15 protein-coding genes are annotated in these 17,449 nt (G+C 47.9%); all 15 read right to left on the bottom strand.

All coding sequences use genetic code 11. The features are described from left to right. Nucleotides 1-108: 108 nt before the first annotated feature. Nucleotides 109-1,275: a cell division protein FtsZ gene (gene ftsZ, locus MHM87_RS08500; protein ID WP_239258599.1), complete on the bottom strand. Its 1,167-nt coding sequence runs from the start codon at nucleotides 1,273-1,275 to the stop codon at nucleotides 109-111. A 108-nt stretch (nucleotides 1,276-1,383) separates the two neighbouring features. Continuing rightward, nucleotides 1,384-2,613: a cell division protein FtsA gene (ftsA, locus tag MHM87_RS08495; RefSeq protein WP_014980043.1), complete on the bottom strand. Its 1,230-nt coding sequence runs from the start codon at nucleotides 2,611-2,613 to the stop codon at nucleotides 1,384-1,386. A 7-nt stretch (nucleotides 2,614-2,620) separates the two neighbouring features. Next, complete coding sequence (locus tag MHM87_RS08490; protein ID WP_014977223.1) at nucleotides 2,621-3,391, bottom strand: cell division protein FtsQ/DivIB; 771 nt, start codon at nucleotides 3,389-3,391, stop codon at nucleotides 2,621-2,623. Between the two features lie 2 nt (nucleotides 3,392-3,393). Beyond that, on the bottom strand, nucleotides 3,394-4,377 hold the full coding sequence (locus MHM87_RS08485; protein ID WP_014999268.1) for a D-alanine--D-alanine ligase: 984 nt from the start codon (nucleotides 4,375-4,377) through the stop codon (nucleotides 3,394-3,396). 1 nt (nucleotide 4,378) lies between these two features. Then, on the bottom strand, nucleotides 4,379-5,824 hold the full coding sequence (gene murC / locus MHM87_RS08480) for a UDP-N-acetylmuramate--L-alanine ligase (protein WP_187447005.1): 1,446 nt from the start codon (nucleotides 5,822-5,824) through the stop codon (nucleotides 4,379-4,381). Beyond that, complete coding sequence (murG, locus tag MHM87_RS08475) at nucleotides 5,824-6,942, bottom strand: undecaprenyldiphospho-muramoylpentapeptide beta-N-acetylglucosaminyltransferase (protein ID WP_239258597.1); 1,119 nt, start codon at nucleotides 6,940-6,942, stop codon at nucleotides 5,824-5,826. The genes murC and murG overlap by 1 nt, the downstream gene beginning before the upstream one ends. Next, nucleotides 6,935-8,359 (bottom strand): cell division protein FtsW, encoded by a 1,425-nt coding sequence (ftsW, locus tag MHM87_RS08470; RefSeq protein WP_049586055.1) that lies wholly within the window; start codon nucleotides 8,357-8,359, stop codon nucleotides 6,935-6,937. Before ftsW ends, murG begins: the two co-directional genes overlap by 8 nt. Next, the gene (gene murD / locus MHM87_RS08465) at nucleotides 8,356-9,888 is read right to left on the bottom strand and encodes a UDP-N-acetylmuramoyl-L-alanine--D-glutamate ligase (protein WP_239258595.1); all 1,533 of its coding nucleotides are present in this window, start codon (nucleotides 9,886-9,888) and stop codon (nucleotides 8,356-8,358) included. The genes ftsW and murD overlap by 4 nt, the downstream gene beginning before the upstream one ends. A gap of 21 nt (nucleotides 9,889-9,909) precedes the next feature. Next, nucleotides 9,910-10,992: a phospho-N-acetylmuramoyl-pentapeptide-transferase gene (gene mraY, locus MHM87_RS08460; RefSeq protein ID WP_014950432.1), complete on the bottom strand. Its 1,083-nt coding sequence runs from the start codon at nucleotides 10,990-10,992 to the stop codon at nucleotides 9,910-9,912. Further along, nucleotides 10,986-12,395 carry a UDP-N-acetylmuramoyl-tripeptide--D-alanyl-D-alanine ligase gene (gene murF / locus MHM87_RS08455; RefSeq protein WP_239258592.1) on the bottom strand — a complete coding sequence of 470 codons (1,410 nt, stop codon included), beginning with the start codon at nucleotides 12,393-12,395 and terminating at the stop codon, nucleotides 10,986-10,988. The genes mraY and murF overlap by 7 nt, the downstream gene beginning before the upstream one ends. Beyond that, nucleotides 12,392-13,957, bottom strand: a complete 1,566-nt coding sequence (locus MHM87_RS08450) for a UDP-N-acetylmuramoyl-L-alanyl-D-glutamate--2,6-diaminopimelate ligase (RefSeq protein ID WP_110288237.1) — start codon at nucleotides 13,955-13,957, stop codon at nucleotides 12,392-12,394. The genes murF and MHM87_RS08450 overlap by 4 nt, the downstream gene beginning before the upstream one ends. After that, entirely contained in the window at nucleotides 13,947-15,722 is a 1,776-nt protein-coding gene (locus MHM87_RS08445; RefSeq protein ID WP_014977227.1) for a peptidoglycan glycosyltransferase FtsI, read from the bottom strand. The genes MHM87_RS08450 and MHM87_RS08445 overlap by 11 nt, the downstream gene beginning before the upstream one ends. Next, on the bottom strand, nucleotides 15,719-16,054 hold the full coding sequence (gene ftsL / locus MHM87_RS08440; RefSeq protein WP_131138155.1) for a cell division protein FtsL: 336 nt from the start codon (nucleotides 16,052-16,054) through the stop codon (nucleotides 15,719-15,721). Before ftsL ends, MHM87_RS08445 begins: the two co-directional genes overlap by 4 nt. Next, a complete protein-coding gene (gene rsmH / locus MHM87_RS08435) occupies nucleotides 16,051-16,992 on the bottom strand; it encodes a 16S rRNA (cytosine(1402)-N(4))-methyltransferase RsmH (protein WP_014950437.1) in 942 nt (313 codons plus the stop codon). The genes ftsL and rsmH overlap by 4 nt, the downstream gene beginning before the upstream one ends. Further along, nucleotides 16,989-17,447 carry a division/cell wall cluster transcriptional repressor MraZ gene (gene mraZ / locus MHM87_RS08430; protein WP_012519465.1) on the bottom strand — a complete coding sequence of 153 codons (459 nt, stop codon included), beginning with the start codon at nucleotides 17,445-17,447 and terminating at the stop codon, nucleotides 16,989-16,991. The genes rsmH and mraZ overlap by 4 nt, the downstream gene beginning before the upstream one ends. Between the last annotated feature and the right edge of the window lie 2 nt (nucleotides 17,448-17,449).

Raw genomic sequence — 17,449 nt, 5'->3', positions numbered from 1 at the left:
GTATTTAATCAACCTATCCACGCGAAATTTTTCACGTTGTATAAATACACCTTACTAGGTGAGACATCACAAACGCGAAATAATTCCCTTCCGTTTCAGGCAGCTAAATTAGTCTGCCTGCTTACGAAGAAATGCAGGAATATCTAGATATTCCAAATCATTTTCTGGCTGTGCACTGTCGTCGGCCTTCAGCGCCTGATTGCCCTCTGTACCGCCTACTGCAGAACGTGGTTCACTTGATTGCGTGTTACCGTATTCTTTTGCAGGCTGTGTTAGACGAGAGCCTTCAGAGCTTACTAGCGAAATGTCAGGCTTGCGCTCTGCGCCAATACCGGTTGCAACAACCGTTACGCGAAGCTCGTCTGTCATTTCCATATCGATCACTGTACCCACAACCACTGTGGCGTTCTCTGAGGCAAACGCTTTAACGGCGTTACCAACAGTCTCAAACTCGTCGATGGCGAAATCTGGACCCGCAGTGATATTCACAAGAATACCGCGCGCGCCTGACAAATCGATATCTTCAAGAAGCGGGCTGGCAATCGCGGCTTCAGCAGCTTCTTCAGCACGGTCTGGACCGCTTGCAGCGCCACTACCCATCATCGCTTTACCCATCTCAGACATAACGGTACGTACGTCTGCGAAGTCAACGTTGATTAGACCAGGACGGGTAATCAGTTCAGCAATACCTTGAACTGCACCACGTAATACGTCATTTGCAGCGCTAAACGCTTGAAGAAGCGGCGTGCCTGGCCCCATTACTTTTAACAACTTTTCATTAGGAATGGTAATTAGCGAGTCAACGTTGTTAGACAACTCAACAATGCCCTGTTCCGCAAACGAGGTGCGTTTTTTACCTTCAAATGGGAATGGCTTGGTAACTACCGCTACCGTAAGGATGCCCATTTCACGAGCAATCTTTGCCACTTCTGGCGCTGCGCCCGTTCCTGTACCACCGCCCATACCGGCAGTGATGAAAACCATATCTGCACCGTCTAGCGCCTGACGAATGGTTTCTCTGTCTTCTTGTGCTGCTTCTCGGCCAATGTTCGGATCAGCACCCGCACCTAACCCTTTTGTTACACTTGAGCCAATTTGAAGTGTAACGTCTGCATTTGAGCTGCGAAGCACCTGTGCATCGGTGTTAACTGCAATAAATTCTACGCCTTCAATGCTTTGAGACACCATGTGCTCAACGGCATTGCCGCCGCCGCCACCGACACCGATGACTTTGATTACGGCTTCTTCGCCGTGACTATCCATTAATTCGAACATACTTACTCTCCGGTTGTACGTCTTTTAAACACTACGCCAGGTCATTCCCTTAGGCTAATTGCTTCCTGCTAGCCTTGATGCCGTAGCTATAGCGCCCCCAAAATAAAATTAAAATTCACCTTTAAACCAGCTTTGCACTCGATGAAATAAGCTTTCACCGGTCTTCTGCGTACTGGACTTCTTATTGTCAGATTGTACTTTGCCATATTGCAGCAGTCCTACGACTGTCGCAAACCCAGCGTCATCAACATATTCGGACAAGCCTTTTACGTTGATGGGTTTGCCCACGCGCACGGGCATCTGGAAAAGTTCTTCGGCAAATTCCACGGCACCTTCCATCTTAGCGGTACCGCCTGTAAGCACAAGGCCTGCAGCGATTTGCTCTTCCAGACCGCTGGCACGAATTTCATCATGTACCAGCTCAAAAAGCTCTTGATAGCGAGGTTCAATCACCTCAGCTAACGTATGACGAGACATCACTCTAGCTGGGCGTCCACCCACGCTAGGCACTTCAATGCTGTCTTCCATACTCACCATATCCTTCAATGCACAGGCGTAATTCACCTTAATTTCTTCTGCATTGCTAATAGGTGTTCTAAATATTTTAGCGATGTCGCTGGTAATTTGATTACCCGCAACCGGTATTACCGCCGTGTGGCGAATAGCGCCATCGGTGTAGATAACCATATCCATAGTACCACCACCGATATCAACCACACACACGCCAAGCTCGCGCTCGTCGTCAGTCAGTACCGCATAACTTGATGCCAACGCTGAAAAGATCAGCTGATCGGCATTAAGTTCACAACGCTCAACACATTTCACCATGTTTTTCGCCATATCGTCGGCACAGGTAATAATGTGAGCATCCGCTTCCATTCTTACTCCCGACATGCCAATAGGGTTCTTAATCCCTTCCTGCACATCAATAGTAAATTCTTGTGGTAACACGTGTAGTAGACGACGTTCCGCTGCAATTGGCACACTGCGCGCTGCATGAATAACGTTATCTACGTCTTCTTGTGTTACTTCCTGATTGTTAATCGGTACCATGCCATTTTCATTTTGGCACTTAACGTGTCGTCCCGAGATAGACATAAAAACTGAAGACACACGGCAATCTGCCATTAGCTCCATCTCGTTTACTGCACGCTGGACCGATTTCACCACCAGGTTCAAATCGTTAACGCCGCCCTTATCCATGCCTTTCGATGCATGGGTGCCCACGCCAACAATACTGATTTGATCATCTTCTAGTAATTCACCCACAACAGCTTTTACTTGGCTGGTGCCGATATCTAGTCCTACAATCAAATTGCGTTCAGCAGGTTTTGACATGGTTTCCTTAACTCTCTTCATCTGTGGCGCTGTCGTCTTTCCATCCGACTGCTACGCCCGTGTCATAGCGAAGGTCGACGTATTTCACCGCCTTCTCTTGTTGCGCCAGAAGTGGATAAACATCAATAAAGCGTTGTAGCCTATCGATAAACTCCTGACGTCCTAAATTCAATTTAATGCCGTTTTTCAACTGCACTTGCCATGCAAATCGCTCGCTTAAGGACAGCTCGTCTAACGTCATATCCGTCGTCGCAATCAACGCGTGCATGGCGTTGTAGCCTTCAAGGGCGGTTTTTTCGCTGCCACCCGGGCCGTAAAGGCGCGGTAAGTCTAACTTCACGCCTTCGTCGTTAAACGTATCGCCATAAGGGTTTAACAACAAATCTTCATTCCATTGCGCAACCGGCTGCTGCTCAACCAAATAAATTTTTAACGTATTTGGCCACTTCTTTCTTACAGACGCGCGATAAACCCAAGGCTGCGCTTCAACAAGCTCAAATACTTCGTTGACGTCAAGCGCGAAAAAACTTCCAGGCTGCGCCTTGCGTATTAACCGCTCTAGCTTGGTAATATCGATGTGCTGATAATCACCAGAAAAATCGATAACCTGTACCGGCATTTGCTGTTCATCCTGCAAATACTGGTTTGCTTTAAGCCCACCAAACACTAATCCAGCAATAACAAACAGTAAGAAAGCGACGCCGCCCCACACTGCCGTTTTACTTTTGCCGCTCTTTGCAGAAGCGGGCTTACCTTGATTAGTGTTGGTATCAGCCACGTTTACGCCTTGTTTGCAACGTCATCAAAACTGGTAGAAAGAATACTTAATACCAGTTCATCAAAAGTTAATCCTGCAACTTTGGCTGCCTTAGGCACCAAACTTTTTTCTGTCATGCCAGGCACTGTGTTCGCCTCTAGCAAATAAAACTGCCTTTGGTTGTCCTGCATAACGTCAATTCTACCCCAGCCGCTGCCAGAAATAGCATCAAAAGCACGGGATGCTAGTTTTGCTAGCTGTGCTTCTTGCTCTTCAGACAAGCCGCTTGGGCAATAGTATTCTGTTGTATTATCCTGATATTTCGCAGCATAATCATAGAATGTATGTGGAGTAGACATGCGAATAGACGGCAACGCCTGTCCCTGCAATACAGAAACAGTGAATTCGGGGCCATCTATATACTGCTCTAACAGGACTTGATTATCGTATTTAAAGGCGTCCTGAATGGCAGTTTCGAGCTGTTTAGCGCTTGTCACTCTTGCCATGCCAATACTCGACCCTTCTCTGGCCGGTTTTACCATGACTTCATTCCCCAATTTATCCATTATAGCGCTGCACTTACCAGCTTCAAAGTGCCTTTTATCAGCAATTTCATATTTTGCAGTGGGTAAGCCTAAACTTTGCCACACTTGCTTAGTATGAATTTTGTCCATTGCCAGTGCAGAACCTAAAACTCGACTTCCGGTATAGGGGATTTTCAGTAGCTGAAGAGCTCCTTGCATAGAGCCATCTTCACCACCACGACCGTGCAGCATAATTAGTGCTCTATCAACGTTTAGGTCGAGAAGATCGGTAAGTGGTCGCTCTGCTGGGTCAAACGCAAACGCATCCACGCCTTGTCTTAACAGCGCGTTTAGCACCGCATTCCCAGAATTTAGTGATACCTCGCGCTCAGCAGAATCGCCGCCAAGCAGTACAGCAACTTTTCCATACTCGTCAGGAGAGTGTGTTTTTTGAGAATGCATACCTACTGAAGGTTTAGACATCTTATTCCCCTTCCTTTGCAAGCGATGTTGCTTCTAATTCATGACGGGCAAGTAGCTTAGCAATTTGTCCGATATTTCCCGCACCTTGTGTCATGACAATGTCGCCATCTTGCATGATATTCGCCAAAATAGCTGGTAAGGCGTCTTTGTCACCTACGTACACAGGCTCTATTTGACCGCGCTGACGAATAGAACGGCATAGCGCTTTACTGTCAGCACCTTCAATAGGTTGTTCACTGGCAGCATATACATCAAGAAGCAACAGTGCATCAACGCTCGACAGTACCTCAACAAAGTCTTCGTAAAGGTCGCGGGTGCGCGTAAAGCGATGTGGCTGGTAAACCATAACCAAGCGCTTATCAGGCCAGTTTGCACGAGCCGCAGCGATAGTCGCCCTTACTTCCGTTGGGTGGTGACCATAGTCATCGACTAAACACACCTCGCCCTTACTGGTAGTAAACGTACCTAGCTGCTCGAAACGACGACCTATGCCGCCAAAACTAGCTAGTGCGCGAATGATAGCGTCGTCATCTACACCTTCGTCGGTTGCGACAGCGATAGCGGCAAGGGCATTAAGCACGTTGTGGTTACCGGTGAGGTTCAGCGTTATATCTAACGGTTCGCGTTCTGGGCGAATAACCGTAAAATTCGCTTTACCGAATGACAGTGAAACATTTTCTGCGCGATAGTCATTATGAGATTCAAAACCGTAGGTCAGAATACTTCGGCCTATACGAGGGCGAATCTCTTGAATATTTGCATCGTCACCGCACACGATGGCCTGCCCGTAAAAGGGTAGGTTCGACAAGAAATCAACAAAGGTATCTTTCACCTTTGAGAAATCGCCACCATAAGTATCCATATGGTCGGCTTCAATATTGGTCACCACGGAAACCATCGGCTGCAAATGAAGGAAGGACGCATCGCTCTCGTCAGCCTCTGCGATTAGATAACGGCTCTTGCCTAGTCGCGCATTCGTACCAGCGCTGTTAAGCAAACCACCGATAACAAACGTAGGATCATACTCCGCTTCTGCGAAAATCGTTGAAATCAAACTGGTTGTAGTCGTTTTGCCGTGGGTACCCGCCACCGCAATACCGTGACGGAATCGCATCAATTCTGCCAGCATTTCTGCACGGCGAATAATCGGAATGCGCTTTTCACGAGCCACGATAATCTCTGGGTTTTGCTCGTTGATGGCGCTAGACACCACAATAACGTCCATGCCTTCAACATTTTCCGCACGGTGGCCTATTTTCACATCAGCACCTAATTCGCTTAGCCGCTGTGTCATTGGCCCTTCTTGAATGTCAGAGCCAGCAATAGCATAACCTTCGTTCAGTAATACTTCGGCAATACCACCCATACCGGCACCGCCGATACCAATAAAGAATATATTTTTAACCCTGCGCATTTGCGGGCTTTCAAATGGGGTTTTAAAAACCATTAGTCCCCTACTCCTACCACGCTTTTAACGTGGCTTACTACATTTTCCGTGGCATGAGTGCTTGCACATGTTTTCGCTACAGCACCCATCTTTAAGCAGCCTTCAGGGTGTTGTAACCACTGACGCACCGCCTGCCCTAAATTTTCTTTTAATACAGATTGAGCAATCATCAGTGCCGCATTTTGCTTGACTAACGACTGCGCATTTTTTGTTTGGTGATCGTCTACCGCAAAAGGTAGCGGTACGAAAATCGCCGCGCGTCCGGCAGCTGCAACTTCACTTACCGTAAGCGCACCGGCTCTACAGACAACAAAGTCTGCCCATTCATAAGCTGCGGCCATGTCATCAATAAAGTCACTGACATCGATTTTCGACATATCTGCGCCCACCGACGTGTAGGCTTTAATGACACCTTCACTGTTACCTTTTCCACATTGGTGTTTGATTGATAAACCTTCTTGCACCCCGCAAGTCTCCGGCACGGTTTCATTGAGAATTTGTGCGCCTAAACTGCCGCCTACAACAAGTAAATTAAGGCCTTGTTTATGCTCTGTGGTGTTTTCACGAGCGTCTGCGTCAATGTCTACAGATTTGGGCTTCACCTGCCAAATTTCATCACGAACAGGATTGCCCACAGTATGCACCTTAGTAGCGCCACCTGAAAATTGTTCTTTGGCATCGTCAAAGCCCAGAAGCACGCGACTTGCGAATTTACTAAGAAGCTTATTGGTCATGCCTGCCGCTGCATTTTGTTCATGCACAATAACGGGAATACCTAAGCTTTTTGCAGCAACCCCACCAGGGCCGCTAGCGTAACCGCCAAACCCAACAACGATATCAGGTTGAAGGCGCTTTATAATTCGCCTTGCAGAAAATAAGCTTTTAACTAACGCAACAGCACCTTGAAGACGTGCCGAGACACCTTTGCCACGAAGCCCTTTTACCGGAATAAAGTGAATAGGTATGTCGTGCTTAGGCACAACTTGCGCTTCCATCCGCTCGGCGGTGCCTAGCCAATGAATGTCCCAACCTTCCTTTCGAAGCGCGTTTGCCACTGCAAGGCCTGGGAAAACATGCCCGCCTGTACCGCCAGCCATAATTAAGCAACGCTTAGCCATTATCAGCCTCCTGCGCTACCCGCGCGAGTATAGCTTTAATGCCAGCTTTTCCTTCATCTTCTGCACTTGATGTTTTGGCGCTAGGTTTAGCTTCAACCGTCGCTGTAGAAAAATCCGCTTCATCGGCCCCACTCTCTACACTTGCCTCACCTTCAGCTTGTGACGCTTTAGTTTGCGACGCGCTTGTAGGAATAGGCTTTTTACGGCGGGCCTTGCTCTTACCGGATTTGCTGTCGCCTCGGCCAATCGCCTGTACGCCATCAACCCGTAATTCAAAATCGATACGAAGTAATATGGCTACTGCTACTGACATGATGATAAGTGACGAGCCGCCGTAGCTAACTAACGGCAGTGTTAACCCTTTTGTTGGCAGAATACCTGCGCTTGCACCAATATTTACCGCCGTTTGGAAACTGAACCAGATGCCTATGCTGTAAGCCATGTAACCATCAAACGCTCGCCCTTTTTCAAGTGCCTTATTTCCAATGCTCAGCGCACGCAACACCATCCACAAAATAAGGCCGAGTACTGCAAGCACACCAACGAAGCCCAGCTCTTCCGCCAAGATGGCCATAACAAAGTCAGTGTGTGCTTCGGGTAAGAATTCCAGTTTTTGCAAGCTATTGCCTAGGCCTTGCCCAAACCAGTTACCCCGGCCATAGGCCATTAAAGACTGGGTTAGCTGATAACCAGCGCCAAACGGATCAGCCCAAGGGTCTAAAAAGGAAGTAACCCGTTTCATTCGGTATTCTTCAAACACGATAAGCGCTACAACCGCCAATATGCCTGCAAACACCAGTGCGAAGAACTGCCAAAGTCGTGCACCCGCTAAAAACAGCAAGCCAATCGTTGTTGCAAACATCACAACGACGGTACCTAAGTCTGGCTGTAGCAGTAATAGCATCGCTAACGCAAAGAACACGACAAGGGGTTTAATAAATCCTTTTAGATTTTCGGTCACTTCTTCGTAGCGGCGAACCAGATAACCCGCCAAATAGGCAAAGAAAAAGAGCTTAGCAGGCTCGGCAGCTTGAATGGTTATAGGCCCAATCGCCAACCAACGGGTACTCCCGTTTACAGTTCTTCCCACTACCAGAACTGCTAGCAATAGCGCGATGGCCGCGAGCAGAAGATAGGGATTGGTCATGCGCCAAAACTGCATGGGCAAATTCAGCACTACCATAGCGGCAACGATCGCCCCAACAATGTAAATACCGTGGCGAATAGCAAAATAGAAGGGGTTGTCGTGCAGCCTATCGGCCACCGGCATCGACGCCGAGGTGACGATAATAATGCCAATACTCATTAGCGCGAGCGCAATTAAGATAAGCGTCACGTCATAGGGATGCGTTGCCGAAGGTTGTCCGTCGTGCTTCGCGGCAAACAACGCGCTAAGTTTGGTAGAGGCAGCAATCATGATGTGGCCTCCACAGCGTCGTCGCTCTGACTGTGTAGATTAAGTAGGTCGTGTACATCTTGTTTAAACACGTCACCGCGATGCATATAGTTCTTAAACATATCTAAACTTGCACACGCAGGCGAAAGCAGCACAACATCACCAGGGGCTGCAAGTCTTGTTGCTGCTTTTACGGCGTCTTTCATCGTTGCCACACGAGTTGTATGCGCAAAACTCTTTTCAAACAAGTGTGCATCTTTGCCCAAAGCAAACACGTGCGATACATATTTAGTTAGATAAGGCGAGAGGCTGGCTATATCAGCGCCTTTAGCGTCACCACCTGCAATAAGAATGAGCTTCCCTTGTATAGTCGGGGCTAACCCTTCAAGGGCAGCTACCGTGGCGCCAATGTTGGTTGCTTTGGAGTCGTCGATATAGCGGATGTCGTTTACGCGGGCTATTTCCACACACCGATGTGGTGCAGCTTTAAAACTGTGTAGATGTTTAACCGCGAGCGCTGGCGAAACACCTAGCTGAAGGCAGATACCCAATGCAGCCATGATGTTTAGTACGTTGTGCATGCCCGCCAAATGAATATCGCTAAGGGCAATAAGCTTTTCGCCTTTAAACGTTATATATAGACTTTGTTCATCGTCACGAGCACTATCGTCACGGTCAAAAGACGCAATCGCAAACCCTGTGGTCGACTCTCCCAGTCCATATTCAACGATATTTTTTGACGCTAGCGACTCTTCATTAGACGCGGCATTAGATTCGCCATCAGATGCTGCATTTGATGCAGCATTACCCTTAGCGTCAGCAATAAGCTGCTCGTAAGGTGCTACAAACTCACCGTCTCGCCACACAACCGCAGATTTCGCGTTATCAAAAATGCGATGCTTGGCATCGATATAGGCTTCAAGGGTACCGTGACGGTCAAGGTGATCATCGGAAATATTAAGGACAGTAGCAGCTTCGAGCTCCAAGCTTGACGTTGTTTCAAGTTGAAAACTTGATAGCTCCATCACCACTACGTCTGCATCACTTTGAAGCGCTTCAAGCACAGGGCGACCTACGTTACCCGCTTCAATACTTTTTACGCCGCAGCTTTTGAGCAGATGGTTCACTAATAAAGTAACCGTGGTTTTACCGTTAGAGCCGGTTATACCTACTACGCGCTTAGCTGGCGTAGCATCACTCGTGGAGGCATTTAATCGGGCAAACAATTCCACGTCGCCGAACACCTCAACACCACACTTTTGCGCTAAAGCCACTTGTTCAATATTCAGAGCAAGCCCCGGGCTTAACACCAAGGTGTCTACACCATCAAAGTAATCTTCGCTTAGAGCAGTGCAAGTGACCTTCTCCGCCATAAACGCTTGCATGTCAGTATCAATATCAGAATCAGGGTCGGTAACTAGAGTAAAATTAGCACGGGTATCAAATGCTTTAACCGTTGCCTGCTTTTGCAACAAAAAGCGCACGCAAGCCAGACCTGTAACACCTAGGCCACCGACTACATAACTATGCTCACGTACGTTATACGACATTACGATTTATCTCTTTACCGCTTATCTAAGTTTGAGGGTAGCAAGACCCACCAACACCAAAATGATTGAAATGATCCAAAAACGCACTATTACGCGCGGCTCTGGCCAGCCCTTCAATTCATAGTGATGGTGAATAGGCGCCATACGAAAAATACGCTGGCCACGCAATTTGTAAGAACCTACCTGAAGGATGACCGACAGGGTTTCCATAACAAAAACACCACCCATGATGATTAACACGAGTTCTTGGCGCACTAATACAGCTAACACACCTAGTGTGCCGCCTAGCGCTAGTGAGCCAACGTCACCCATAAATACTTGTGCCGGATACGTGTTAAACCATAAAAAGCCTAAGCCTGCACCGACCATGGCGGTACACACAATCACCAGTTCGCTGGTAAGCGGAATATGAGGAATATTCAGGTATTCAGCAAAGTTCGCATTACCTGTCACATAGGCGAAAATGGCAAATGCGCCTGCCACCAATATAGTGGGCACAATGGCAAGCCCATCCAATCCATCGGTAAGGTTTACCGCGTTACTTGTGCCTACAATGGCAAAGTAGGTAATAATGATGAAGAACGCACCTAACTGCGGGAACACTTCTTTGAAGAAAGGCACCAGTAGTGAGGTTTCAGCGCTTATTGTTGCACTGCTGTATAGATAGAATGCGACGCCTAACGCAACCACAGATTGCCAGAAATATTTCCAACGGGCGATAAGCCCCTTCGAATCTTTGCGGATCACTTTTCTGTAGTCGTCAACAAACCCAATAATACCGTAGGCCACAACCACGGTAAGGGTTACCAACACATAACGGTTAGTCAGGTCAGCCCAAAGCAGGCCGCTTACTACAATTGCTGCGAGTATAAGTAACCCGCCCATAGTGGGTGTGCCTGATTTTGACAAATGGCTTTGCGGGCCATCGTCTCGTACAGTTTGACCAATTTGCATACGCTGCAAATAACGAATCATCTTAGGGCCAATAAGAATGGCAATAAGCAATGCGGTCAGCGTGCTTAAAATTGCACGAAGGGTAAGGTATGAAAATACGTTAAACCCTGAATCGAATTGTGTCAGCCAGTCGGCTAGCCAAATTAACATGCTATTCGCTCCCGACGGCTATCGTGCTTTCCCAGCGCAGAGGCCTCTACCGCCTCTACCACACGTTCCATTCTGGAACTGCGTGAACCTTTAACTAAAATTGAAATATCGCGCTGCTGCACTAACAAATCACTCTCCATTGCGGCCAACAAACTTTCAACATCGCTGAAATGGCCACCATTTTCATTAAACACAGCACTGGCTGATTGACTCAAAACACCCATGGTATACAGGTAATTAATTCCTTTTTGTTTAGCGTATTCCCCCACCTGCTCGTGGTAAAAACGCGCCTTTTCACCCAACTCTTTCATGTCGCCCAGAACAAGAACGCGAATGCCTGAAAAGCTACTTAGCGTATCAATTGCCGCATTTACAGACGCCACGTTGGCGTTGTAGGTGTCATCTAACAGGCGAACCTGTTCGGTGAGTTGTTTTACATTCAAGCGCCCGCTGACCTGCTTCATGGCAAGTAAGCCGTCGCGTACGTTTTCTAATGTTGCGCCAACTTGCAGCGTTAATGCCGCAGCGACAAGGGCATTCCCCACGTTGTGAACGCCAGGAATAGTAAGCTGAATAGACATATCTCCTTGCGGGCAAACCAAGTGGAATGCGGCGCACCCATCTAGCCCAATGGTGATATCTTCTGCTCTATAGTCAGCATCGTTTTTCTGCTGGGGCGAAAACGTTAGCGTTTTGGTCTGTTTAAGTTTGCCTTGCCAAAATTCAGAAAACTGGCTATCAACATTGACTACCGCCACGCCGTCACTGCCTAAGCCTTTAAAAATTTCACTTTTGGCGCGCGCTACACCTAGCAAACTTCCAAAGCCTTCTAGATGAGAAGCGGCGGCGTTTACGATAGTCGCGACGTCCGGCTTAACAAGGTTCGTGGTATAGGCGATTTCACCAATGTGATTTGCGCCTAACTCCATCACTGCATATTCATGCTGAGGTTCAAGGCGTAGAAGGGTTAGCGGCACACCGATATCATTATTGAAGTTACCGTTTGTGGCTAATACATTGCCTCTTCGCTCCAAAATAGCGGCACACATTTCCTTTACGGTGGTTTTGCCACTGCTTCCGGTAATCGCAATCGTTTTGGGTGCCACATAAGCTTTTACTGCCGCACCTAATAGACCAAGTGCTTCTTTGGTATCTTCAACCATGATGACAGGTAACGAGGTTGCTACGTCTTCACTGGCAATAACTGCACTTGCTCCCGCTTTCTCCGCCGTTGAAATAAAATCATGGCCGTTAAATTTCGGACCTTTCAAGGCCAAGTAAACTGCGCCATCTTCTAGGGTGCGGGTATCGGTACTTACTGCAGACACTTCAACGTCAGCAGCGCCTTTCAATAATTTTCCATTAACCTTTTCGGCTATCCATGACAGCGTTGTTGTTATCATTTGCTGTACTCCTGTTGCAGTCGCGCCACAACTGCACGTTCGTTATAGTTAGTCTTTTTGTCACCGATAATTTGGTAATCTTCATGGCCTTTTCCGGCCACGATGATGATGTCGCTTTCATGCGCATGCTCAAGGCAATGACGAATAGCTTGCTCGCGATCGGGAATAGACACTGCCAGCTCACGGTTTTTCAAACCCGCAATGATATCCTCGGCGATAGATTCAGGGCTTTCACTGCGACTGTTATCTGTGGTGATCACAATAGCGTCAGCACCAACCTCGGCAGCCTGCCCCATTAACGGTCGCTTGCCTTTGTCTCTGTCCCCGCCACAGCCAAACACACACCACACTTTGCCCGTTGTATGGAATTTGGCGCTTAACAGCACTTTCTCCAGAGCGTCTGGTGTGTGCGCGTAGTCCACCACCAAGTTAGCCGCACCCGTTACAGGGAAAACTTCCATTCGCCCGGGTACAGACGTGATTGCATTTACCGCGTTAACCACGTCATCAAAACGCTCACCTTCAGCGAGTAACGTACCTATAGCACTCAATACATTACTGATATTGAACTTTCCGAATAGTGGCAGCGAAATAGCAGCGCTTCCCCACGAACTCACCAGTTCAAAGCTACATCCACCTGCATGATAAGAAGCATTTGTGGCGAAACAATGGCGACTTTGAGGATTGTTATGCTCTCGCAAGTACTCACTTTCACCGCTTCCATCCTGACCACTTTCGTCTATACCTGTCCAGATGCGTGTAATCGACTTATCTGCTGCACCATCCCACTTCTTACTTTCATCATCATTAGCGTTTAATACCACAGCCTTTAAACCTGGCTGCTGAAGCAGCAAGCGCTTGGCTTTGCCGTACTCTTCCATGGTGCCGTGGTAATCGAGATGATCTCGAGTAAGGTTGGTGAAAACAGCGATATCGGTTTTTACTGTACCAAGCCGACCTTGAACCAATGCGTGAGAACTTGCTTCGAAGGCCGTATGGCGCACTTCACTTTGCACAAAGTCTGCCAACAAATACTGCATACGTATGGCATCGGGCGTAGTGTTTGCTGCCGGCGTGTTCGACCACTGGGTTTCATCGCCTTCAAACACACTGCTCCCTAGAGTTCCGATGCTTGCACTACGTGTACCTAACGCATCCTTAAGCTGGGTAAGCAATTGAACTGTAGAGGTTTTTCCGTTTGTCCCTGTCACTGCTACCGTCGTCATTTTCTGAGCAGGGTAGTCGTAAAATGCAGCAGCTAATGCAGAGAGCATTTGTGGTAATTCATACAGCGAGATAATGACGCTGTGGTCACGCATTTCCATCTGACCATGGGCACTACTGTCTTCAGTTTGCGCCAGAATTACACGGGCCCCTAAACTTATTGCCTGGGGTATAAAATCTCGACCATCGCGTTCGTGGCCCTTAATTGCCAAGAACGCTAAGCGTGTATTCACTTCTCGGCTGTCTAGCGTTAAACCTTCAATGCGGATATCTGGGGCGTCTACACCAAATTTCGCCAATAAAGCTTTTATACTTTGAATAAAGGCACTAACTACCACTTTGACCTCCTTTCAATAAGCGGCTAGATGTAACCTGCTTGTCATCGGGCGTAACGTTTAACATGTGCAGTGCGCCACCCATAATTGATGAAAAGACAGGTGCAGCGGTATCCCCAGCGTGATATAAATCGCCGCCAGGTTCGTTGATCAATACAATAGTTACTAGCCTGGGGTCAGACACAGGTGCGATACCGGCGAAAATGTTGACGTACTCTTCGCCGTACCCGCCGGCCACCGCTTTTCGGCTTGTTCCTGTTTTCCCAGCAACGCGATAACCTGGTACCGACGCTTTTGTTGCTGTGCCGCCACGCTGGGTTACGCTTTCCATCATTTGAACAATAGCGTTAGCGTTTTCTTCGCTGATCACCCGCTCAGATTGAGCCTGCCATGAAGGTTGCTCTGGCGACTTGATGACATTAAGCGGTGTTTTAATACCGCCGTTCGCCAACGTTGCGTAAAGACGCCCCAACTGTGCAGTGGTAACCGAAATGCCGTATCCAAATGACAGCGTGGCTAGCTCAAATTCAGACCAGCGGCTGCGCTCATGAAAGATACCGCTACTCTCACCCGCCATATTAAGCCCGGTATCGCTCATTAAGCCCATATTGTAATAGGTATCCAGCAGGAACTGTTTCGGCACAGAAAGCGCCAGCTTCGACGTCCCCATATTTGAGGAATGCTGAATAATTTCTTCTAGCGTTAGTTCGCCGTAGTTGCGCGAATCTTTTACTAGGCTGCCGCCTAATCGCATCCATCCTGGATGAGTGTTTACTGAGTCTTCAGGCTCCACTTCACCGAACTCTAATGCAGTAAGGACGGCCAGCGGTTTTAGCGCCGAGCCTGGTTCGAACGCATCGGTAATAACCCTGTTACGCATTCTGTGCGCAGAAATATCGCTTCTGTCATTCGGATTGAACGACGGTGCATTCACCATGGCTAATACATCACCGCTTTTTACATCGATGACAATGGCGGAAGCCGAGCTTGATTGGTAATAAATCATGGCTTCTTTAATTTCTTTATAAGCAAGTGCCTGAATACGCTGATCAATAGTCAGCTGCAGGTCGCCGGCTTTTTCGCCTGATTTTGTTTCCAAGATTTCTACCTGACGACCTTTCGCATCGCGGCGTATTTTACGAGAACCCGGCGTGCCCGTTAGCCACTCGTTATACATGCGCTCCAAGCCTTCAACCCCTGTATCATCAACATCGGTTACGCCGATTAACTGCGCTGAAACTTCGCCTGTAGGATAGTAGCGGCGGCTTTCACGGCGAAGATAAATGCCTGGAATGTCCAGTTTATCAACGTACTCTGCCATGGCAGGCGACACCTGACGCTGCAAGTAAACAAAGCGGCGTTTGGGGTTTGCCACTTTTTCTTTGAGTTCATTGACGTCTTGGCGCAGTACATCTGCCAGCGCTTCCCAACGGCGCTCTTCCTCGAAGCCGTTGTTTTCATGGATAACCTTAGGGTCTGCGTAGATGGCCCGAACAGGCACACTCACCGCCAGCTCAACACCATTTCTATCGGTAATGAGCCCGCGATAGGTTGGCATGTCACGGGTTCTTAGTGTGCGGTTGTCGCCCTGTTGAATTAGCTCGTCTGGCTCAATAACTTGAATATAGGCTGCACGGGCGGCTAGCACGCTGAAAACTAGCATAATAACAACAAGCACAACGACAAAGCGCCAGTGCACTAAGCTTGGAGTGACATTTTGTTTTGCACCGGTTTTTTTACGTTGGCGAGAAAGTGCTGTTGTACTCATTTTAACTTCACCACTACTTCATCGTCTGCGGTTGGACGGTACATTTCTAACTGTTTTTCAACCAGGTTTTCTATGCGGTTATGCTCGGTCAACGCGCGTTGCTCAAGCACGAGGTTACGCCACTCGACATCAAGCTCATCTTTCTCTTGCATAAGGTCTTCAAGGGCAATGACCTGCTGTCTGTTGTGATGACTGCTTAGTGTCACTGCCATGGCACTTGTGATAACCATTAAATACAACAAAACCCGCAACTTGTTGCGGGTCAAATCTGAAACAATTATTAGCAGTAATTTAAAATTAGTGCTGGCCTTGTCTGGCGAGGCTTTGGTCATAACTTTTCTGCCACACGTAATACCGAACTGCGAGAGCGAACGTTGTTCGCAATCTCCTGTTCTGAAGGTTTTATCGCTTTGCCCAAGGCTTTTAACACTTTATCTGCATCTATTTCAGCCTGAGTAATCGGTAAGTTGTGTGGTACTGATTTACCTTTACTTTGATCCTTAATGAAGCGTTTTACTAAACGGTCTTCAAGCGAGTGAAACGAAATAACGGCAAGACGACCTTCTTTCGCCAACACCTGTGTCGCGGCTTTAAGGCCAACACGAAGTTGCTCCAGCTCCGCATTGATGTAGATGCGAATACCTTGGAATGCACGGGTTGCCGGATGTTTAAACTTATCCTTTACAGGAACCGCTTCGTCGATAATTTTGGCTAGCTGAGCTGTGCGCGTGATGGGTGTTTCTTTGCGCGTGTTTACAATGGCATGGGCTATGCGTTTGCCGAACTTCTCTTCGCCAAACTCTTTAATAACCTGCGTAATGTCTTGTTCTTCGGCGTTAGCCAACCAGTCTGCAGCACTTTGTCCACGTGAGGTGTCCATACGCATATCCAGCGGGCCGTCACGAAGGAAGCTAAAACCACGCTCGGCATCATCTAGCTGAGGTGAAGACACCCCCAAATCCATAAGCACACCGTCAATCTTACCGGTTAGTCCCAGCGCTTCGATTTCTTCTGCCATATCACCAAACGGTGAGTGGATAATGCTAAAACGCTTATCATCGGCGAAACGTTCTGCCGCTTTGATTGCTTGCGGGTCACGGTCAAAGGCGATGAGTCGCCCGTGTTCGCCCAATGCATCCAAAATATGTGCTGAGTGCCCCCCACGGCCGAAAGTGGCGTCAATGTAGATACCGTTCGGTTTGATCGCTAGGGCTTCAATGCATTCATCAAGTAATACTGAAATATGTTTAAATTCGCTAGGCTGCGTCATAGAGAAAAGTCCTGTAATCGTTCGGTAAGTTCAAATTCGCCTTTGCGTTCGGTGTCTATATCAGCTTCAACTTGTTGTGCCCAAATATCGGCATCCCAAATTTCGAATTTGTTTAACTGACCAACTAACATGACTTCTTTTGAGAGTTTTGCGAAACTTCGCAGTGGAGTAGGAACAAGAATGCGCCCGCTTTTATCCATCTCACCTTCAGAAGCATAACCTAGTAGCAATCGCTGCAAGCGACGCTCGGCTGGGATCATGCTTGAAAGCTTAGAGAGTTTAAGCTCAATCTCTTCCCATTCGGGAAGTGGGTAAAGTAGCAAACAACTTTGTTGTGTATCGACTGTGCAGACCAGTTGTCCCTGACAATCATCCAGCAGCGACTGACGATACTTCGTCGGTATAGCCAGTCTGCCTTTTGTATCCAGATTGATTGCGTTAGCGCCGCGGAACATTC

The sequence above is a fragment of the Alteromonas sp. Cnat3-28 genome (genome assembly GCF_022348265.1).
Taxonomy (GTDB): Bacteria; Pseudomonadota; Gammaproteobacteria; order Enterobacterales; family Alteromonadaceae; genus Alteromonas; species Alteromonas macleodii.
Note: the sequence above shows the minus strand (reverse complement) of the source record. Positions and strands in the feature narration are given on the sequence as shown.